Below are 20081 nucleotides of genomic sequence, written 5' to 3' on the forward strand. Positions count from 1 at the left end.
CATTCACCCATGAATGCCCCGACCGCGAGCTGGGCGAACCGGGGCGGGGACAAGACGTGGCCCTGCGCCTGCCGATAATTCCATCCGTGCAGGTCAAGCCGCATGTTGGTGCTCGTGGAGGATGCCGCCGAGCCGGTCCCGTCGGCGTATGTTCAGGTCGATGATTTGCTCGGGATCCGTGATCGGATCGGGGACGGTGCGTAGCGGAGCCGCTTGGCCCAGGGCTTGGTGGGCTCGATGCTGGTTGTAGAACCGTTCGTACTCGCGAAGGGCGTGCCACAGGTGGCGTTCGTTCCAGAGCAGGCAGCGGTCGAGGAGTTCACGGCGGCAGGACTGCACCCATCGCTCCATGATCGAGTTCATCCGCGGCATCCGAATACCGGTGAGCACCGTCTGGACGCCGGCCTCGGCGAGAATCTCGTCCATGAGCGCCGGGAACTTCCCATCCCGATCTCGGAGTAGAAAGCGCGCCCGGCAGCCCGCATCGTCCAGATCCATCACCAGGTTCTTCATCGCCTGGGTGATCCAGGTCGCGCTTGGGTGTGCGGTGGTGCCGAGCACCCGGATGCGCCTGGTGGAGTGCTCGATGACTGCCAGGATGTACTGGCGCTGCCCGTTCACGGTGATGGTCTCGATGAAATCGCAGGCCAGCAGCGCGTCGGCTTGCGAGCGCAGGAAGTCGGCCCAGCTGGTGGACGCCCGCTCGGGCGCCGGATCAAGACCTTCCTGCTTGAGGATCTCCCAGACGGTGGACGGTGCGATCTCGATGCCGAGCGTGGTGAGCTCTCCGTGGACCCGCCGGTAGCCCCAGGTCGGGTTCTCTCGAATCAGGCGCAGGACGAGAGCGCGGATGGAGCCGACCGTGGGCAGGCGCCCACGTCGCTTCGGCCGGCAGGTACAGGCATGGCGCCGTTTCATCAGATCGCGGTGCCAGCGCAGGACGGTGTCCGGCCGGACGAGAAGCCGCAGCCGGCGTAGGACCTCGCGGGGCAGCGAGGTCAGGAGCGCGGCGAGAAAGGCCCGGTCTTCGGGTGCGAATCTTACTCTGGTCTCAGTGCCGAGTTGGCGTTCAAGGACGGTGATCTGGTGACGTAGGACGAGAATCTCCACGTCCTTGTCCCGATCGCTCATAGGCAGCAATCGCAGCGCGGCGAATGTGTTGATGATGGTGAGGTAGGCCAGGCGGAGGAGCACGGCCGATCATCATGCCGCACTCGGTTCCATCTTCTGGGTGGCCGGAGTTCGCGCCGCCACGCGAAGCCTTCGCAGGGCCGTGACCTGCGTGGATGAAATTTTCGGCAGGCGCACTGTGGACACAAATGACGAGGCGATGGCTGCTCGGTGGTTGCTCGCGCACGTTCAATCCGCCGTGAAATTCGAGCTCACCACGCAAGCCTGGCCCCAGACAGCCGCGCCGAGATGGGGAACCAATGACACAAAGTGCCGATGGTCAAGAACGCACGGTTGCTCGGTGGTTGCTCGCGTGTACGCGATACGGCGCGGCATCCACCGTCACTTCCCGGCACGATGATGCGGATAATCGCGGACAGCGTGATAGAAAACGTCATCCCGCGACACTGAGCGACACCAATCGAACCGACTCCGAGTCCCAGATCTCCGCCTCCCAGGTCCGGTCGCGTCCCCAGAAACTGGAGGAGGCGGTGGCCAGGCGGGTTCCGTCGGGGCTGAAGGCGAGGCCGGGAGGGCCGGCGAGGTGCGCGATGCGCAGGAGTTCGGTGCCGTCCGTCACGTCCCAGATCTGGGTGGTGGCCTTGGTGCCGCTGACCGCCAGGCGGGCGCTGTCAGGGCTGAAGACCATCGCCTGTACGCGACCATCGTGGCCGAGCTCCACGAGGTCGGCGCCGGTGACGAGGTCGGCGATCCAGATCTTGCCGGCAGTGGCGTCGAAGTCCCTGAGGCTCAGGCGTTCCTTGGTGAAGGCGATCAGCCGGCCGTCGGGGCTGATCGCCGCCATCGGCCCCGCGTCCAGCAGGCGGGCGATCAGGCGGCTGCTGTGACGGAAGACGCGCTCGGGGTTGCCGGTCAGGTCCGCCAGCGTGGTCGCGCCCTGGCTGGTCCAGGCCAGGCGGGTGCCGTCCGGGCTGAACGCGATACTCCTGACCTTCTGAGGGGTCTCGATCGTACGCAAGGGCACGGGGGTGACCACCCGACCGGCGAGGCGGGGCACGGGCGGCCGGGGCGCGATGGCCTGCCGGGGGGGGGGGGGGGGGTAACCGGCGTCTCCCGCCCTGCGAGATGGTCGTGGAACTCCGCATGCCGGAACTGGTAGAGCGGCCCGACCGCGCGCAGCAGCCCGAGACGATGCGCGTCGTCCAGGAACGCCATCAACCGCCGCGGCAGCCGCCCCCGCCGTGCCAGGCGGAAGGCGGCCAGCTCGTAGACCAGCCAGGCGTGGTGCCGCCCTGACACGAGCCCGTACGTCATGCCTGCCAGAGCCGCGACCGTGGTCGCGACTGCTGTCTCACCCACAGATCCGCTCGTCGCCCAGATCAGGACCCCGCCGATGATCGCGCCGAGTGCCCCTCCGGCCAGCAGTCGTACGAGGTTGAGCCTGCGGTCCGCGCGCCAACTCGTGAGCGGCGTGCTGGCCTGCCCGTCCACCACCGGACTCTCGGCCCACTCGGCCACCGCGTCCGTCATGAAGACGAGCAGCATCCCCGGCCCGAACACCACCGCGGCGACGAACGACCCCACCAGCCCCTCTGTGAGCGCATCTCCCGTGACGAGGTTGAGCACCGCCTGCACGACGCCGCCCACCAACGCGGACGCGAGCGCTATCCCGCTCGCGATCGAGAAGCCGGACAGCAGCTGGTTGAGCAGCGGGAAAATGCGCTGCCCGATCCGCAGGTCGGCATAGCCGGGCCGGTCACGCACCCAAGACGAGTCGCCGGACCTTTCCCGACACGCGGTGATGATCCCCAGACCGGCGACGAGGAACCACCAGGTGAAGCCGTCCAACGCCAGCGTGGCGAGGACACCTCCCCATGCCACGCTCGCCACCAGCACCAAGACCATGACCACGGGCCCCGGGGGCGGCCGGCGAATGGTCAAGGCCGACATGGGCTCCGCCTCGACCACGGCGGCCCGGCCCAGCGCCTGCGAGGCGGCGGTGTACTCGGCGGTACGGCTGGTGAGGACGAGTTGGGTCTCGGCGGGGAGCGCCTGGTTCAGCTCGGCCAGCGCCCTGGGTAACGAGGAGGCCGGCATCTCGTCCAGCCCGTCGAGGACCGGCACGATCCTGTCCTCGCGGAAGAGCCGGCGCGGCATGTCGGCGCCGTGCGTAAGTAGCGCCGGATAGGTCTGCTGCAGCCGGTCGACCAGCCAGTCCTCGAAGAGCGGATACTCCTTGACGTCCCAGCCGCTCATCGTCAGCAGCACCGGCACCGAACCGTCCGTGCTCTTCAGCAACTCGCGTACGAGCTGGATCGCCAGCGTCGTCTTGCCGGCGCCGGGGCCGCCCAGCACGACCAGGCGGCGGCCTGACGCGCGGAACCGGTCGGCCAGCCCCTTGATCTGGTCACCCGATCCCGACCAGGTGATCTCCCCTCCGATGCGCGGGCCGTCGATGAAGCGCGCCTCGTCGCGCAGGTGCCACCGTACGGGCATCGGGTCCAGCCCCAACCCCAGCACCCGGTTGGCCTCGTTGCGCCACTGGTCGTTCACCATCTTCCTGAGCTCGGCGAGCGCGGGCTCCACCGGCGTGAGCTCGGCGACCTTCCTCCCGCCGAGCGCGCCCGTCACGACGACCAGGCCGAGCAGGCCGGTGAGCCCCCAGGTGAGCGGCTGCCACCACCACGCGTCCACTTCGACGGTGTTGGTCGCCATGTTGCCCACCAGGCCCAGCGCGACGCCCGCGGCCGCCAGCGTGGCCGGCCGCATCACTCCACGACGCCCCATGTGCACAAGCATCGGGGCAGGAACCCGCCTGGATCAACATGGTTGGCAGACCGGCCGATCGGCAGGCGAGCACCCTGAAGACCACCCCTGGCATCGAATTCAGCTAATCATCAGAATTGTCTTTTCCCCAGATGTAGTTCCCGTCGGAGTCGGTCTGGTCAGGATCGACCCACTCATATCCCATTGCCTTCTGGAAAGGAACCGGGGGCTCGGGCTTGTCCCAGTAAGGATTGTAAATCCACGGAGACCCATCAGTGTCCTGGGTGGCGCCCTCCGCGCTCTGGACGGCGTGACCGGCGCGCGGAAATGGCGCGTAAGCGCCGGCGGCAAGTTTGTGACCGGGCCCGCCGCCGCGAGCGGCTTCATCTGTAACCTTCTTGCCGAGCACAACACTAGGGATTATTGCTGACGCGAGTATCCAAGTGCATGTACCGTCCCGTGCGCAGGTAATTCTCCAGGTTCTGATCGTCTGCATGACACCGCGCGGTCACGGAGTCTCCTTCGTCAGCGTGGGGAGTGGCGACAGAACACTTGGTCACATATCCGGACTTGTCATCGCTGAGAAGATAGAACGTCGCGACCGTGTTTCCGAAGCCACCGTCATTGCGGAAGCTGGCGGAGACGTCACATCCGTAGTTCATCCCGCACCGGCCCCACTCTTGGGAAACAAGAACAAAGTCAGGTCGGGGTGTCGGCGTCGGCGTCGATTCTGGCGTGGACTCCGGCTCTGGCGTGGACTCCGGTTCTAATATCGGATCCGAAGGGGGTTCTGGCGTTGAACTCATCTCTCGCGTCACCGGGACCTGCGGTCTTGCTGTCTTCTCTTCTTCTGAAGACGCTAGTAGTGTTTTTACACCGACAAGGATGGTTACGACCGATGCGACTGCCCCCACCGAAGCAATGAACTTGCGCGCATCATTGTCCATCTACGCATTCTCCATCGATGGCTGCCCAGAAGACGAAACCCATAGCCACCAAGTGCCGCCCAGACCTGCCCGAACTGCCACAAACCGGTCGCCGTCATCAACCTGCTCGCACATGACTACCACAGCATACGTCAACACGCTGTCGCGGCCCGTGACATAACATAATCAATGCCATACTGTCTTACGCAACCAAGTGGGCAATATCGGTATGCTCCTCGCGGACATCGGATCGCGGGTGACGGTTTTCAAGATCTCCCATGCAATGTTTACGCGTCGTCGAAGGCGTTCGGTGGAATCGAGCGACGGTCACGCAATGGCCTGCCGAGCGCCGGGCGTACCGTACTGGTCCCGCGCGGATCGGGTCACGCCTGGTTGTTGTTCACGGGGCCGGTTCGCCGGCGCGCCGGGTGATCGCCAGAATCGCCAGAATCGCCATGTCGTCATCGCGTGGACCGTCGGCCCAGCGCTCGACATCTCGCACCAGTACTTCGATCTCCGGCTGCCGGAACGGCCCTTGGCCGCCGAGTCGGCTTACCGGGTCGTAGAACGTCCCGCCACGGCCTCTGGCCTCCGTCACCCCGTCAGGAAGCGGGAAGGGCCGGTGGTCGGGTCGTGCCCGCGGTACGCCCAGGCGGCTCAACTCGAGGGATACCCTCGTCGCCGGTCATCGGGCTGTCGGGGTGTTCCGCAGGAGGAGAAGGGCGGTGTCGTCGGTACGCTGCTCGTTCGTGATCGGGCCGATGAGCGACTCCGCCAGGTCATGCAGGGCCTGGCCGGGCGCAGGGGTGAAACTGGCGGCCAGGCCGGCGATGGACTCGCCGAGGTCGCGGCCGGGTTGTTCGACGAGGCCGTCGGTGTAGAGGACCATGACCGCGCCGGGTGGCATGTTCACGTCCGTGGTGACGTATTCGGCGTCGGGATCGATGCCGAGCAGCAGGCCGGGGGCGGTGTCGATGACCTCGGCCGGGGCGCCCAGCAGGCCGAGCACCGGCGGTGGGTGCCCCGCGCTGGCCAGGGCGGCGGCGCGCCGGCGCGGGTCGAAGCTGACGTACAGGCAGCTGGTGAAGCGGTCGGTGGCCAGTTCGGTGAGCAGCCGGTTGGTGTGCGCGAGCACCTCGCCCGGGTCGGCGCCGGCGGTGGCGTGGGCGCGGATGGCGGTGCGTACCTGGCCCATGAGCGCGGCGGCGGTCATGTCGTGGCCTTGCACGTCGCCGATGACGGCTGCGGCCGTGGTGTCGCTGAGGCGGATCAGGTCGTAGAAGTCGCCGCCGATGTCCATGCCGGGGGTGGCGGGCACATACCGGGCGGCCACGTCCAGGCCGGAGATGCGGGGCAACGCGTGCGGCAGCAGGCTCGCCTGCAGGCACTGGGCGAACTGGTGCTTGTTGTCGTAGAGCCAGGCACGCTCGAACGCCTGAGTGACCAGCCCGCCGAGCGCGGTCAGCATGGCCTGCTCGCTGTCGCTGAACTGATGGGGGCGGTCGTAGGCGATGACGCAGGTGCCGATGGAGCGCCCCTGAGCGACCAGTGGCAGCAGCGCCCAGGCGCCCATGTTGTCGATGCGGATGGCGTTGGGGTAGGTCTGGCGGAACTCCTCCCAGGTCGAGTAGAACGCTGCTCTGCCCTCGTCGTAGCCGCGCGTCCAGCGGACCGGATGGACGATCGGGCGGCCGTTGAACCCCTCCAGGCCCTGCCGGCTGTAGCCGCGTGAAGCGGCCACGCGCATCCGGCCGCTGTCCCAGGTGAGGATGGCCATCGCCTGGGCGTCGCACACCGGCATGACGTGGTCGGCCACCAGGTCCACCACATCCTGCGCGGTCACCGCCCGTGCCAGGCAGGCCGTCAGGTGCAACATGCCGGGCAGTCCGATCACCGGCGGACGCCGGTCGGCCTCCTCGGACGTGGTGGCGGGCGTGATCCGCAGGGTGATGCCGGGCAGGCTCGGATAGCACTGGAACGACAGCTGCCGCCCGTCGGGACGGCGGGCGGTGAACTGGGTGGCCTGGTGGCTGACGACCGCGGTCCGGCAGTGGTCTTCGTAGATGGGGTCGTCCAGCCAGGGCAGCGCCGTGGTCAGGCGCCTGCCGACCAGCTCCGATGGCTTCACGGCCAGCAGTTCCGCGGCAGGTGCCGTGACGAGGGTCACCCGCGCGTGCGTGTCCAGGTGGCAGTAGCCCTCGGGCAGGCTGTCGAGACACATCAGCGCTGTCAGGCCGGCGTACGGCTCCGACCGGTGAGCCTGGATCGGGTCCAAGATCCGGGGCAGGGGCTCGGGAACGATCGGCCGGCCCCGCTCACTCGCCCGGCGGAGCAGGTCGCCCATCCTCGCGCAGGTGTCGTCGATGACATCGAGCTGACGCCGGGTGAGCCCGCATTCGGCTCCCGTAGGCCATCCCAGGACGAACCCGCCCCAGACGGCACCACCGGAGCAGACCGGAGCGGCGGCCATCGCGAAGTGGTAGGGCAGCGACAGTGCCGCCGCCGGGAACTCGCGGGCCAGGGCCACCCGGTCGCTGAGCCAGGTCAGCCGCCGCTCACGCACCGAGACCGCAACGGGCACGCAATCATTCGTCCTGATCCTGGACCAGGTTCGGGCGAGGGCGGCAGGAAGTCGTATTGCCGCCTCCATCTGCAGGAGCTGACGGCTTGCGTCCAGGACGTACACGATGCCGAAATGGGCTCCGGCGCTGAACACTGCCTCCATCAGCAGATCATCCAGGCGAGACGACTCCACCGTCGCGTCCGGAATCGAGGCGCTATCCTGCGGTTCCGCCACAGCTCCCCCGGTTGTCGAACCAGAGGTCCGACAAGCGTTCAACCCAGCTCATACGGCTCAAAGTACGTGGACATTTTTATTGGGGGCTTAAAGAGTCGGTTTTGATTCGGCAGGTGGTGAGAGAGGTTCGTGAGGTTTCGGGGAGGGCGAGGTTTGGAGTAAGCCCTTGTTCTCGAGGCTCCGGGAGTTTCGAGAGACAAGGGCGTGCCAGGGTTGGGTGTCGAGCCACTCCTGGAAGGTAGGTCCGGCGAGCTTGGCGTGCGGGCTGGGCAGGAACCCGCCGTCGGCGGCGATCTCGGCATCGGGCATGCCGGACCCGTCGACGCCGACGACCTTGACGCCTCGGCGGGCGCCGACGAGCCGGGCAGCCTCCGCCATGGTCTCCTTGCGGGGACCGGCGATCTCGGGGATCGGTGTTCCGGGGGCCGGCGCGGCGGGGTCGAGGGCCAGGTCGACCAGTGCCTCGGCCACGGTGCGGCAGGCCACGAGCTGGGTGGGCAGGGCCGGGACGTAGGCGACGTCGCCCTGCTGCCAGTCCAGGAGCTGACCGACGAACTCGTGGAACTGCGCGGCCCGCAGGATGCGGACGGGGATCGGGCCGGACAGGAGGAGCTCCTCGTGCGCCTTCTTGGCGGCGACGAAACCGGCGGTGGCCCTGTCGACGCCGATGATGGACGCCATGGCGATCCGGGCGACCCCCGCCTTCTGCCCGTACTCGTGTAGATTGCGGGCCGACGTGCGGAAGAACTCGGTCGCCGCCTCCTGCTCGGAGGCGTGCCACGAGGCGACGTCGATGATGACCTCCACCTCGGCGAGCGCCTCGGCCAGGCCCTCACCGGTGATGAGGTCCACGCCGGTGGCTCGTGACATCGGCACGATCTGGTGCCCCCGTTCGGCGAGGACGTCGACGACGTGGCGTCCCAGCCGCCCGGTCGCTCCTGCCACCGCGAACGTGGTGATGCTCATGGTGTGTGCCTTTCTCATGCGCTGTAGTTCTGGCCGGGGGGCATGCCGGGGATCGGCTTGGCGATGAGAGCGGCGGGGGTGAAGAAGCCGATGTGGGCGATCGCCATGATGAGCGTCCAGAGCGCCTTGTCGTCGTAGAGCGCGGACGCCCTGGCGAAAAGTTCGTCGGGGACGCGCTCCCCGGACGGGTTCGGGGAAAGGATGGCCTCCACGAGCTCCAGCGCGACCCGTTCGGCGTCGGTGAAGCAGGTGGCGTCCCGCCAGGTCGCCACGGCGGTGATGCGCTCCTCCGACTCCCCTGCCTGGCGGAGGTTGCCGGTTTCCCTGATGGTGAAGTACGTGCTGCCGAGGATCTGCCCGGCGCGCAGTTGCAGCAGGTGGACGGTGACCAGCGGAATCGAGCCGTTCTTGATGACCTTGTGCAGTCCTTCCCCGACTACCGCCAGCTCGGGGACGAACGGGAGGGGGTTGGGCATGCGCGACCGGAGGTCGGTCGTCGCGGGTGTGGACATGGTGAGGTCTTCCCTTCTCGATCTCAAATGAGGATGTCGCGTACGGCGTCCTGGCAGACACGAGACGTCGGCGCCCCGGCCCCTGTAACAGCGCGGCCATGTGACATAGGCCACCTGCCGTGGGTGTTACAAAGCGGTGAGGGCCGGCGTCCTAGTGCGTGGAGCAGGGTTTGAGAACGAACAGGCAGGAGCCGGGCATGAACGAGCGCAGCGAACAAACCGACCGCGTGGATTCAGCCACCGAGGCGTTCGTTGCTCACCGCAACCTGCTGTTCACCGTCGCCTATGAAATGCTCGGTTCGGCCACCGACGCCGAAGACGTCCTGCAGGAGAGTTGGCTGCGATGGGTGGACGTCGATCTGGCCGCCGTGCGTGAGCAGCGCGCCTACCTGGTGCGGATCGTCACCCGGCTGGCGCTGGACCGGCTGCGCGCGCTCGGCCGGCGCAGGGAGTTCTACGTCGGGCCGTGGCTGCCCGAACCGCTGCTGACCACACCCGATGTGGCCGAGGACGTCGTACTCGCCGACAGCGTCTCGATGGCGATGCTGCTGGTGCTGGAGACGCTCCAGCCGACCGAGCGGGCGGTGTTCGTGCTGCGCGAGGTGTTCGATCTGGAGTACGACGAGATCGCCGAAGCCGTCGGCAAGAGCCCCGCCGCGGTCCGTCAGATCGCCTACCGCGCCCGCGCCCACGTCGCCGTGCGCCGGCCCCGCGGCGTCGCCTCCCCGGCCGAGACCCGGACCGCGCTCCAGGCATTCCAGCGAGCGGTCGAAACCGGCGACCTGCAGAGTCTGCTCGACATCCTCGCACCGAACGTCGTCGCCCTGAGCGACGGCGGCGGCATCAAACACGCCCTGCTGCGGCCGGTCGTGGGGGCCGACCAGGTGGCTCGCCTGCTGGCCGTCGGCTGGTGGAAGCGCGACGCCGAACGGTCGGTCGAGCTGGTCCAGATCAATGGCGGCCCTGGGCTGCTCGTCCGCGTCAATGGGGAGATCGACGGCGTGCTGGCGGTGCGGGTCGAGAGCGGCTACGTCACCGGCGCGTACCACGTACGCAATCCCGAGAAGCTGTCGCGGGTGGAGCGGGAGACCGCCGTAAGCCGCTGAGGCCGGCCGGGTGGCCGCGCTCAGTCGCCGGCCAGGGTCCCGCCCAGAGGGGTGCGCTCGTAGCGTACGGATCGGCCGGTCCGCGTCCGCGTGACCAGACCTGATTCGCGCAGCACGGCCAGGTGGCCGCCGACCGCGCCCAGGCTGAGACCCAGCTGGCGGACCAGCTGCGTGGTCGTCGCCGGCACCGCGAGCGCCCGCAGCACCTGCGCGCGGTGCGGGCCGACCAGCCGCGCCAGCCCCGCCGCACCGCCCTGCGGGGGCGGCGGCCCGAGCAGGTCCGCGACGCCACGCGCCGGATACACCAGGGCGTACGGCCAGGGCGGCTCGACGTAGCTGATGAGGGTGCCGAAGACGGTCGGCATCAGCAGCAGTCCCTTGCCGCCCAGCCGGTGCCGCTCCCACTCGTTCCGAGGGCCGGTGCGCACCTCGATCACGCCGTCGGCCCCCTCGGAGCGCCAGCCCACCCGCGGATCCAGGTCGGACAGCGCCGCGGCCCAGCCGTACATGGCCAGGTGCCCGGCGCGGTGCACCAGGTCGCGCTCCAGCACCGTGCGCAGCCGCGGCCAGTCGGGCTCGACCAGCGCGTGCCAGGTCGCCTCGATCGCGTCCGAAAGCCGGGTGAGCACGTCCGGGGCGGCCAGGATCTGCTGGACGTGGCGCGCTGGCGTACGCAGCCCGACCAGGTTGCGGGCGATCTCCGCGCGAACCTGGCTCAGCGGGGTCGCCCGCACCGCGGCGAGTTCGACGGCGAAGTCGTCGCCGGGGCCCGAAGGCGGAGGGTGGATGAAGTCGGCGTTGTAGCCGCCGCGGCGGAACAGCGTCGTCAGCGCCCCGACCGCGGGCGTCTCGCGGAGCAGCCGCGCGTACCGCGGCGCGATGCGCTCCGCCCAGGGCCGCAGCGCTCCGGCCGGCTGCTTGCCCGCGGCGACCCGCAGCGCGTTCATCGCTTCACCCAGCGGCGAGATCGCGTAGCGGGTGTGGGCCACGTCGACCGGCCCGACTTCGATGGCAAGCATCTTTCGCCTCCACACGAAAGCTTAACGCCTCCGCCCGCACCGCCCCGAGACTGGCCCGCATGACGACGCTCCAGACCGCACCGGCGCGGGCCACCTACCGCGAGGTGTTCGCGGTAGGCCAGTTCCGCGTGCTGTTCGCCGGCTACACGCTCTTCCTCGGTGGCGAGACGGTGAAGATGCTCGCCCTCTCGGTGACCGTCTACGCCGGCACCGGCTCGCCCCTGCTGGCCGCGCTGGCCTACGTCGCCGGCTTCCTGCCCTACGCCCTCGGTGGCACGCTGCTGCTGGCCCACGCCGACAGGTGGCCGCCGCGGGCCGTGATGGTCGGCTACGACCTGGTCCGCGCCGCGGTCGCCGCTGTGCTCGCCGCCGGGCTGCTCTCCCCCACCGCGATGCTGGTGCTGGTGTTCGTCGCCGGCATCCCCGGCGCGGTCGCCTCCGCGGCGCGCAGCGCGCTGCTGCCCGAACTGCTCGACGGCGACCGGTACGTGCTCGGCCGGGCCGTGTTCTCCATGGCCGCCGGCGGCACGCAGGTGCTCGGCTTCGCCGTGGGCGGGATGCTGATCGCGGCGCTCGGCCCGTACGGCGCGCTCTGGATCACCGTGGCGAGCTGCCTGCTGTCCGCCGCGCTGCTGCGCCTGCGGCTGGCCGAGCTGCCGCGCCGCGGCCCGGCCGCGGGGTACGCGGTACGCGAGACCTGGCGCGTCAATCGTGAACTGCTGCGCCGACCGGCGATTCGTTCGCTGCTGCTGGCCCAGTGGCTGCCGCCCGCGCTCGTGGTCGGCGCCGAGGGCGTGCTCGTTCCGTACGCCGTCCAGATCGGCCTGCCGGACTCGGCGGGGTTGCTGTTCACCGCCGTGGCGCTCGGCATGCTCACCGGCGACCTCGTGATCGGCCGGCTGGTCACCCCGGAACGAAGGGAACGGCTGTCCGGGCCGCTGGCACTGCTGCTCGGCGCGCCGCTGCTCGGGTTCGTGCTCTCGCCTGGACCGGTCATCGCGGCGCTGCTGCTCGCCGTGTCCGGGTTCGGGGTCGCGTACCAGCTGGGGCTGGCCCGGCGCTTCCTGGAGGCGGTGCCGGAGGCGAACCGGGGCCAGGCCTTCGGGCTGGCGCTGACCGGGACCATGACGCTGCAGGGGCTGTTCGCGGCCGGCGGCGGGGCGTTGGGCGAGGTGGCAGCGCCCGGCCTGGTCGTCGGCGCGGCGGGCGCGGCGTCCCTGCTGGCGGTATTGGTCCTCTGGCGCGTGCTCGCGTCGCCGAGGGCGTAGCGGAAGGTTGCTCGGTCGGGGTGGTGCACAAGACCCTGATGCCCTTGCCGTTGACGTCCATCTCCTCACCACACCTCGATGTCCGTGCCGGTCGTGATGATCCGAAGGGCGCTCAGTGCGTGCCGGTGCGGGTCCTGGAGCTTGGGGAGCAGCGACAGCACTGCGCTGACGTTGCCGTGCGCCGCCGCTTGAAGGGTCAGGTCGCCGAGCGCGCGGTCGCGCTGCGCACGCGGTACGTCCCGGAGGGCAGCATACGCCGTGGCAAGGTCGTCGTCGGTCCGCTCGTTCGGGGAGAGCAGGTCAGCCACCGACCTGTGGACGTCGCCCCAGAGCCGCAGCAGGTCTTCCTCGCCCAGCGCGGCGATGATCTCGGCCGCCTCGTGGGTGTCGAACCACCTCACCCGGGAGTTCTCCAGCAGCTCTCTCACCAGTTCCGTACGGCCGGTGCGCAGCAGGTAGGCCAGCCACGGAGTCACCTCGAACGGATGCGCGGGTAGTCGGGAAACCCGACGCCGCCGGCGATGCCCTCGATGGCGTTGACGCAGCGGCCGGTGGCAACCTCGAAAATCTGCAGGACGCCGCGGACCCGCTCGAGTTCGGCGAGCGCGTCCCGCAGGGGCGCGGTGTCGAGCACGGGGTCGAAGCGGGACCAGTCGACGGCCCGCAGAGCGGCGAGCGCGCCCGCCGGATCCAGGGGATCGATCATGCCAGCCGACGATAACGGGGATCTCCGACATTCGCCCGAACCGATCACTTGGGTCAGCCGCTGCGATTCGCCCTGCAACCCGCAGGGGCCCGTCTGGAGTCGTGATCACGTGGCCGGAAAAAGGATTGGACGGGATGATGCTCGGGCTTGTAGCTTCCAGCTGACCGTGACGCCGCCCGAGGAGGTGAGACCCATGAACGCTGTATCGATGTGGGTGCTCCCCCTTCCCGTCACGGCCGGGCGATTGACGTAGGTGTCGCCGGGAGCGCCTCGCCAACAAGGCACTCCCGAAAGGCAACACCTATGCACTCTCAACAGGTCACCGCCGAGGTCGAACGTGACTCCGCGGTGGGCGACGTCCCCGGAGCTCTCCGGTCGCCGGCCTCCGGCGCCGATCGCGCGCCCCTCGTCTTCGATGTGATCATTGCCGGGTGCGGGCCGACCGGTGCGATGCTGGCCGCCGAACTGCGGCTGCACGACGTGCGGGTACTCGTTCTGGAGAAGGAAACCGAGCCCAAGTCGTTCGTCCGCATAGTCGGTCTGCATATTCGCAGTCTCGAGCTGATGGCGATGCGCGGACTGCTCGAGCGCGTTCTCCAGCATGGAAGACAGCGTCCGGCCGCCGGTTTCTTCGCCGCCATCAACAAACCCGCGCCCAAGGACCTGGATTCCGCGTACGCCTATCTGCTGGGCATCCCGCAGCCGGTCATCGAACGCTTGCTTGAAGAACATGCGATCGAACTGGGCGCGCAGGTCCGGCGCGGTCGCGCGGTCGCCGGTTTCGAGCAGGACGACGAGGGTGTGACCGTCGAGCTGGCCGATGGGGAACGGCTGCGTTCGCGTTATCTCGTCGGCTGTGACGGCGGGCGCAGTACGGTGCGAAAACTGCTCGGTGTCGGCTTCCCCGGCGAGCCCTCACGGACCGAGACGCTGATGGGCGAGATGGAAGTGGGCGTGCCGCAGCAGGAGATCGCCGCCAAGGTCACCGAACTCCGCGAGACCCGTCAGCCATTCTGGCTCCGCCCCTTCGGCGAAGGGGTCTACAGCGTCGTCGTCCCCGCCGCGGGAGTCAGCGACCGCGCGGAACCGCCCACTCTCGAGGATTTCAAACAACAGTTGCGCACCATCGCAGGAACCGATTTCGGCGTGCACTCCCCGCGCTGGATGTCCCGCTTCGGGGATGCCACCCGGCTGGCCGAACGTTATCGGGTCGGGCGGGTGCTGCTGGCCGGCGATGCGGCACACATCCATCCACCCACCGGCGGGCAGGGCCTCAACCTGGGCGTTCAGGACGCGTTCAACCTCGGCTGGAAACTGGCCGCACAGCTCCGCGGCTGGGCGCCGGAAACACTGCTGGACACCTACCAGGCCGAACGTCATCCGGTCGCGGAGGACGTGCTGGACAACACCCGCGCCCAGATGGAACTGCTGTCCACCGAACCGGGCCCGCAGGCCGTACGCAGGCTGCTCACCGAACTGATGGACTTCGACGAGGTGAACCGCCATCTGATCGAGAAGATCACCGCGATCGGCATCCGCTACGACTTCGGCGAAGGCCCCGACCTGCTCGGCCGCCGCCTGCGCGACATCGACGTGAAACAGGGCCACCTCTACGGTCTGCTGCATCGCGGCCGCGGCCTGCTGCTGGACCGCACCGAACGCCTGACCGTCGGCGGCTGGTCGGACCGGGTCGATTACCTCGCGGATCCCACCGCGGGACTGGATGTTCCGTGCGTCCTGCTACGCCCCGACGGCCACGTCGCCTGGATCGGCGACGATCAGCAGGACCTGAACGACCACCTTTCCCGCTGGTTCGGCAAGCCCGCCGACTGATTTCGCCCGAGCAGCCGAAAAGCCCGTGAGGATGATCGGAAGTCGGCGGAAGAGCACCGCGGGGTGGATCGGCGCAGGCGTCCGCGCGTCGTATGACGGTCGTTTGACGAACGGCAGGCGGTCCGCTGTGGCGCTGTCCGCGACGGGGACATGCTGACCGCCCAGGAGGTCGACCGGCTCGGCCGCAACCTCCTGGACGGGCTGATCGTCCTCGACGACCCGTTCCAGCGCGGCATCGCCGTCAAGGTGCCGGAGGGCACACCGAGCGTGCGGTGCCCAAGCGCGGGCCCCGGTCGGTCAGGTGGTCGAGCAGGACCTGGCTGATGTCGGCCAGTTGCCGCAGTTGTTCCGGCGTGAGCAGGTCGATCAGGTGCTCGCGGACGCCAGCTTCGACTCCAGCTCCGTCAAGCACGCGGGCGGCGACAGCTTCGAGGTCACCGGCGACCTGACGATCCGCGGGGTGACCCGGCAGATCGCCATCCCCCTCGACTACACCGGCACCGCCATCGACGCCCAGGGCCTGACCCGGGTCGGCTTCGAGGGCAGCACGGTGATCAACCGCAAGGACTTCGGCATCACCTACAACGCCGTGCTGGAGACCGGCGGCGTGATGATCTCCGACAAGATCGCGCTCGAGTTCGACCTGTCCGCCGTCAAGACCGCCTGATCCATCCCCGCTCTGACCTTCCGCGCGCCCAGGCCCCAGCGGGCGAGCGGCGCAGGTCCGCCTGGAGCGGGGTGTTCTGAGGCTCACGAAACCGTGGAGAACTGGGCCGGCAGGCCGTCCAGCAACTGGCTCAGCAGCGGGTACCCGCCATCGACGCGGATCACCTGGCCGGTGACCGTGGTGAACGCGCCGTCCACGAGCGCGGCGATCGGGCGAGCCAGATCCTGCGGCCGCAGCATCGTGCCGGTCACCGACCGGTCGCCGAAGTGGCGCCGGATGCCATCGGTGAACACCTCAGCGGTGGCATCGGTGCCGACCGCACCAGGGGCGACGGCGTTGACGGTGATGCCGTCCCGTATGGCCTCGCCGGCGACCTGCCGGGCGAACGCGTTCACGGCGGCTTTGGCCGTGGACTGGGCGGCGCTGCCGATGATCAGCTCGGCCGCGGTGGCGGAGACATAGACGATCCGGCCGCACCGCCGTCGGCGCATGAGCGGCAGCACCCGCCGGGTCAGGTGGTAGACGCCGGCCAGCTCATCACTCATCTTGGCTGCGAACGCCTCCCACGGCACCTGCTCCAGCGGGCCGAAAGGCGGCGCCGCGGTGTGGGCGTTGCCCACCAGCACGTCGATCCGCCCGTGCTCGGCGATCACCCGGTCCACCAGCGTGGCCACCTGGGCCTCGTCGGTCACGTCGGCCTGGATCGCCTGCGCGGCGCCGATCTGCTCGGCCACCAGCTCCGCGGACTCGGCGTCGCGCAGATAGTTGACGATCACGTGGTAGCCGAGCCGGCCCAACTCGCGCGCGGTCTCGGCCCCGATTCCCCGGCCGGCTCCGCTGACAAGCGCCACCTGCTTGCTGTTCATCTGTCTCTCCTGACTCGTCGTACGAAGATGCGAGACACGCTAGATTTTGGGGTTACTTTTTGTAAGTACGTACCTTGAGGTAAGCCCTAGAGACAGCGGTAGGTGAGCAGGTGGACGAGAGCGACGCCCGGTGGATCAGTGACACGTTTCACAGCGGCTGCCCCGGGCGGGAGGTGATGGAACATGTCACCGGACGGTGGGTGCCGCTGATCCTGGCCGCCATGACGCCTGGGCCGGTGCGCTTCTTCGAGTTGCGCCAGCGCATCGAGGGCATCAGCGAGAAGATGCTTTCGGCCAAACTGCGAACTCTGGTCCGTGACGGGCTGGTAGAGCGCACCGTGGAGCCGACCACCCCGCCGCAGGTCAGTTATGAGCTGACCGAGTTGGGTCAGGGCCTGTCCCGCCCGTTCGCCCAACTGGTCCGCTGGATCTCGGCGCACACCCCGGAGGTCATCGCGGCCCAGCAGCGCTATGACTCATCGCCGCAACCCGCGACGGCACCCGTCTCGGGCGGCGATCCCAGCCCCGTCAGCCGTCGGCGTTCTGATGTTCATCGCCACGGCGAGGAGCCTGCTGAAGGGTTCGCCCTCGTACGCGCAGGCCGGAACATGACGGCGTAAGGGTGCGGTATGAGGCGTCTCGTGCTCTGGCTGGCGATGATCTGTCTCGTCGGTTTCTGTGTCGTGCTCGCCGTACAGGCCGGGCCTGACGAAGATCCGGATCCGCCGCCGACGGTGCGGCCGGCGGCGCTGCTGCCCGTGTTGCCGGCCGAGAAGGCGCCGCGCCTCGACTACGCGGTGTTGTACGACCCGGAGGTCATCCGGGAACCCCCGGCCGCGCACCATTCCTGGAGAGCGGGGAACGGCTCCGGCCAGGAATGGCGGATCGAGGAGGCACTCGGCTTCGTTCCCCGGGACGGCGGGCAGGCGGTGTCGCCCCTCGCGATCAGCGACGACGGCCGGCGCCTCGCCTATCTCCGGCGTTCCGACCGGGCCCTGGTTGTCAAAGACCTCGCCGGCGGGGCGGCCAAGCGGGTCTCCACCGGCGCATACCGGCCCGGCGACGAATCTTGGAACGTCGAGCTGGCCTTCCACGGGGACGGCGAGCTGCTGTTCGTGTGGAACGCCCGCCGTGGGAGCGACCTGATCGATCTGTCGTCGAAGGCGCGGCTCCATGTCGGCGCGGAGTTCGACCGTGACCTTCTGGAGGCGCGCGCGGACGGTGGCCGTGTCACCGTGTCGAGCGGCAAGGAACTACGGGTCCGCGAGAGCTGGAAGTCCCCGTTCACGGTGGCCCACCGCGAAGGTGATGCCGAGGACGGCACGTACCCCGTGGTGCTGGGCGACGAAGCGGTGAGCATCGTCCGGCTGGGAGACGTGGGAAACCTGCGTTACCAGCTGAAGAGAGTGGATCTCCGGCGCCCCGCCCACCGGGTCACGTCCGCCGATCTCGCGCTGCCGTACGACCTGGAGACCGTCGACGCGATCCGCCCCCTCGGTCGCGACAGCGTGCTGCTCCGCGCCGAGCGGAGCCGGACCTGGCCCGATCACGGCTACCCGCCCGGACCGTGCGACTGGGAGGAGTTCTACATCGTCAATCTGAAGACAGGGGCCATCAGGTGGGCCGACTACCGGCCCGCCGAGATCTGGGGAACAGCAGGAAAGCACATCAAAAGGCAGACCTACGCACGGGACTTCGTGCCCACGCCGGTCACAGAACGCCCCGTACCGGACCCAGACCGCGAGCGCTGCCTCTGACCCGGCGGCCCCGACCTGCTCGGACAACCTGCACCTCTTACCGGCGAGCATCGGCCCCGGTGTAGTTTGTGGCTCACCCGATTTGTCAGGAGAAGCATGGTTTCCGGCAGGTCCAGAGTCCTGTTCGTCACCGACCTCGCCTACCAGGCGAAGGGACGGCGCTACTGCGACGAGGACATCTTCCTGTCCTCCCGGCTCCGGGAAGACTTCGACATCGCCCTGTGCCACCCGCTGGACGCGGCCGCGCTGATGGACGCCTTCGACGCGGTCGTGGTCCGCAACAGCGGCCCCGTCCTGCACTACCGGGACCGGTACGACGCCTTCCTCGCGCAGGCCGCCCAGCGCGGCACCCGGGTCTACAACCCCTTGACCGGCCGGGGCGACATGGCCGGCAAGCAGTACCTGCTGGATCTGACCGCGGCCGGACACCCGGTCATCCCCACCGTCGACCGGCCCCAGGACTTCGGCCGCCTGCCCGAGGCGGACCAGTACGCGGTCAAGCCCAAGGCCGGAGCCGACTCCATCGGCCTGGAGTTCGTCACTCGTGACCGGCTCACCGACCTCGCCCACGTCTCCAACGGCGACCTCCTGGTCCAGCCGCGCATCGACTTCCGCTACGAGGTGTCGTTCTACTACGTCGACGACACCTTCCAGTACGCCCTGTACGCTCCCCGCCCCGACCAGCGGTGGGCCCTGGAGCCGTACGAGCCCACCGAGGCCGACCTCGACTTCGCCCATGGCTTCGTCGACTGGAACACCATCGACCACGGCATCCAACGGGTCGACGCCTGCCGCACCCAGGACGGCACCCTCCTCCTGGTCGAACTCGAGGACCTCAACCCCTACCTGTCCCTGGACCTCATCCCCGACCAGACCCGCGACGCCTTCGTCACCAGCATGAAGGCGTCCCTTCGCCGATTCCTCGACACTCCGGCCGGGCACGGGCCAGGCCGAAAGGCGACCTGACCGCGCGCGGCTGACACGGCAGTGAAACTGAGAGCATGACGACTGTCGACATCTCTCCCCTCGATCTGGACGAAGCCTCTGAAGCGGATCTCCGCGGTCAGTACGACCTGGCGGTCGCCGCGTTCGCAGTGGACCGGCCCGACGCGCAGAAGCCTGACTACGACACGTTCGTGGGCCGGTTGCGGGCCATTCCGCCAGGCGTGAGCAGGCAGTGGATCTGGGTGGCACGCCGGCGAGATCGCATGGTGGGTCTCGGAATCACGCAGTTGCCGGAGTCGGACGACGACAACAGCGTTGTCGTCGACGTTCGGGTCCTGCCTGAGCTGCGCCGGCAGGGGATCGGGACGGCGCTGCTGCGCCGGGCGCTCAGCGAATCGCCGGCCGGTGGCCGTGAGCTCGTCGTCGGACGAGGCGTGACCGCCGGTGGCGACGGCGAGCACTGGATCCGCGCACTGGGGTTCACCGTCGTGCAACGGGTGGCCCTGCAGGTGCTCACGGTTCCTGAAGTGGACCCGGCGCTCTGGGAGGTCCCCGTGCCGCCCGGCCATCGTCTGGAGCGATGGACGGGAGTCGCGCCCGACAACCTCGTGGAGTCCTACGCGCGAGCGCGCGGCGCCATCCACGACGCCCCTACCGGCGACTCCAGCTACCGTCATCCGCACTGGTCCGTACCCCGCGTGCGGCAGGCCGAGCATGACGCGCGCCGGCGCGGCGTCGAACACCGGACCGTCAGCTGGGTTATGTCACGACGCGTATCATGCTCACCGCCGAGGCCCCTCTCGGCGCGCTCGAATT

At 68.9% G+C, this 20081-nt stretch carries 21 protein-coding genes and 1 pseudogene; 9 read left to right on the forward strand and 13 right to left on the reverse strand.

The genetic code is table 11. The annotated features are described in order from the left end of the window. Positions 1–93: 93 nt before the first annotated feature. The 9 genes from ABZS69_RS57660 to ABZS69_RS57700 form a co-directional block, all read right to left on the reverse strand. Complete coding sequence (locus ABZS69_RS57660) at positions 94–1194, reverse strand: integrase core domain-containing protein (RefSeq protein ID WP_355390373.1); 1101 nt, start codon at positions 1192–1194, stop codon at positions 94–96. A 370-nt stretch (positions 1195–1564) separates the two neighbouring features. Further along, positions 1565–2149, reverse strand: a complete 585-nt coding sequence (locus ABZS69_RS57665; RefSeq protein ID WP_355390376.1) for a hypothetical protein — start codon at positions 2147–2149, stop codon at positions 1565–1567. Next, entirely contained in the window at positions 2044–3918 is a 1875-nt protein-coding gene (locus ABZS69_RS57670) for an NACHT domain-containing protein (protein ID WP_355390379.1), read from the reverse strand. The genes ABZS69_RS57665 and ABZS69_RS57670 overlap by 106 nt, the downstream gene beginning before the upstream one ends. Positions 3919–4021: 103 nt before the next feature. Further along, positions 4022–4306, reverse strand: coding sequence for a hypothetical protein (locus ABZS69_RS57675; protein WP_355390382.1), 285 nt, complete (start codon positions 4304–4306; stop codon positions 4022–4024). Positions 4307–4310: 4 nt separating this feature from the next. Beyond that, positions 4311–4844 carry a hypothetical protein gene (locus ABZS69_RS57680; protein WP_355390385.1) on the reverse strand — a complete coding sequence of 178 codons (534 nt, stop codon included), beginning with the start codon at positions 4842–4844 and terminating at the stop codon, positions 4311–4313. Positions 4845–5223: 379 nt separating this feature from the next. Beyond that, positions 5224–5421 carry a hypothetical protein gene (locus tag ABZS69_RS57685; protein ID WP_355390388.1) on the reverse strand — a complete coding sequence of 66 codons (198 nt, stop codon included), beginning with the start codon at positions 5419–5421 and terminating at the stop codon, positions 5224–5226. 87 nt (positions 5422–5508) lie between these two features. After that, positions 5509–7548 (reverse strand): SpoIIE family protein phosphatase, encoded by a 2040-nt coding sequence (locus ABZS69_RS57690; protein WP_355390391.1) that lies wholly within the window; start codon positions 7546–7548, stop codon positions 5509–5511. Positions 7549–7707: 159 nt separating this feature from the next. Then, positions 7708–8586 (reverse strand): NAD(P)H-binding protein, encoded by an 879-nt coding sequence (locus ABZS69_RS57695; protein WP_355390393.1) that lies wholly within the window; start codon positions 8584–8586, stop codon positions 7708–7710. A gap of 14 nt (positions 8587–8600) precedes the next feature. After that, a complete protein-coding gene (locus ABZS69_RS57700; protein ID WP_355390396.1) occupies positions 8601–9098 on the reverse strand; it encodes a carboxymuconolactone decarboxylase family protein in 498 nt (165 codons plus the stop codon). Between the two features lie 197 nt (positions 9099–9295). Between ABZS69_RS57700 and ABZS69_RS57705 the strand changes: the two genes are divergently transcribed. Continuing rightward, positions 9296–10204, forward strand: a complete 909-nt coding sequence (locus tag ABZS69_RS57705) for an RNA polymerase sigma-70 factor (RefSeq protein WP_355390399.1) — start codon at positions 9296–9298, stop codon at positions 10202–10204. A 20-nt stretch (positions 10205–10224) separates the two neighbouring features. Here ABZS69_RS57705 and ABZS69_RS57710 read toward each other — a convergent pair whose 3' ends face one another. Beyond that, positions 10225–11223 carry a winged helix-turn-helix domain-containing protein gene (locus tag ABZS69_RS57710; RefSeq protein ID WP_355390402.1) on the reverse strand — a complete coding sequence of 333 codons (999 nt, stop codon included), beginning with the start codon at positions 11221–11223 and terminating at the stop codon, positions 10225–10227. Between the two features lie 59 nt (positions 11224–11282). On the opposite strand from ABZS69_RS57710, the gene ABZS69_RS57715 reads away from it, so the two are divergent. Further along, positions 11283–12491 (forward strand): MFS transporter, encoded by a 1209-nt coding sequence (locus ABZS69_RS57715; protein WP_355390405.1) that lies wholly within the window; start codon positions 11283–11285, stop codon positions 12489–12491. A 65-nt stretch (positions 12492–12556) separates the two neighbouring features. On the opposite strand, the gene ABZS69_RS57720 is transcribed toward ABZS69_RS57715, so the two are convergent. After that, a complete protein-coding gene (locus tag ABZS69_RS57720) occupies positions 12557–12967 on the reverse strand; it encodes a hypothetical protein (RefSeq protein WP_355390408.1) in 411 nt (136 codons plus the stop codon). Next, positions 12964–13197, reverse strand: a complete 234-nt coding sequence (locus ABZS69_RS57725; RefSeq protein WP_355390411.1) for a hypothetical protein — start codon at positions 13195–13197, stop codon at positions 12964–12966. The genes ABZS69_RS57720 and ABZS69_RS57725 overlap by 4 nt, the downstream gene beginning before the upstream one ends. A 303-nt stretch (positions 13198–13500) precedes the next feature. Between ABZS69_RS57725 and rox the strand changes: the two genes are divergently transcribed. The 3 genes from rox to ABZS69_RS57740 all read left to right on the forward strand — a co-directional run bounded on the left by rox (position 13501) and on the right by ABZS69_RS57740 (position 15697). Continuing rightward, positions 13501–15030: a rifampin monooxygenase gene (rox, locus tag ABZS69_RS57730; protein ID WP_355390413.1), complete on the forward strand. Its 1530-nt coding sequence runs from the start codon at positions 13501–13503 to the stop codon at positions 15028–15030. 150 nt (positions 15031–15180) lie between these two features. Next, positions 15181–15354: a hypothetical protein gene (locus ABZS69_RS57735; RefSeq protein ID WP_355390416.1), complete on the forward strand. Its 174-nt coding sequence runs from the start codon at positions 15181–15183 to the stop codon at positions 15352–15354. Then, positions 15332–15697, forward strand: a complete 366-nt coding sequence (locus ABZS69_RS57740) for a YceI family protein (RefSeq protein WP_355390419.1) — start codon at positions 15332–15334, stop codon at positions 15695–15697. Before ABZS69_RS57735 ends, ABZS69_RS57740 begins: the two co-directional genes overlap by 23 nt. Positions 15698–15780: 83 nt before the next feature. Here the strand turns inward: ABZS69_RS57740 and ABZS69_RS57745 are convergent, their stop codons facing one another. Then, a complete protein-coding gene (locus ABZS69_RS57745) occupies positions 15781–16563 on the reverse strand; it encodes an SDR family oxidoreductase (protein ID WP_355390422.1) in 783 nt (260 codons plus the stop codon). 110 nt (positions 16564–16673) lie between these two features. Between ABZS69_RS57745 and ABZS69_RS57750 the strand changes: the two genes are divergently transcribed. The 4 genes and pseudogenes from ABZS69_RS57750 to ABZS69_RS57765 all read left to right on the forward strand — a co-directional run. Then, positions 16674–17183, forward strand: coding sequence for a helix-turn-helix domain-containing protein (locus tag ABZS69_RS57750; RefSeq protein ID WP_355390425.1), 510 nt, complete (start codon positions 16674–16676; stop codon positions 17181–17183). 9 nt (positions 17184–17192) lie between these two features. Further along, complete coding sequence (locus tag ABZS69_RS57755; protein ID WP_355390428.1) at positions 17193–18320, forward strand: hypothetical protein; 1128 nt, start codon at positions 17193–17195, stop codon at positions 18318–18320. Between the two features lie 96 nt (positions 18321–18416). Then, the gene (locus ABZS69_RS57760; RefSeq protein WP_355390431.1) at positions 18417–19286 is read left to right on the forward strand and encodes a hypothetical protein; all 870 of its coding nucleotides are present in this window, start codon (positions 18417–18419) and stop codon (positions 19284–19286) included. 35 nt (positions 19287–19321) lie between these two features. Continuing rightward, positions 19322–19651 (forward strand): annotated as a pseudogene (locus tag ABZS69_RS57765) (GNAT family N-acetyltransferase); the annotation flags it as partial. Positions 19652–20081 lie beyond the last annotated feature (430 nt).

The organism is Nonomuraea sp. NPDC005650 (genome assembly GCF_040605375.1).
In the GTDB taxonomy this organism is placed as follows: domain Bacteria; phylum Actinomycetota; class Actinomycetes; order Streptosporangiales; family Streptosporangiaceae; genus Nonomuraea.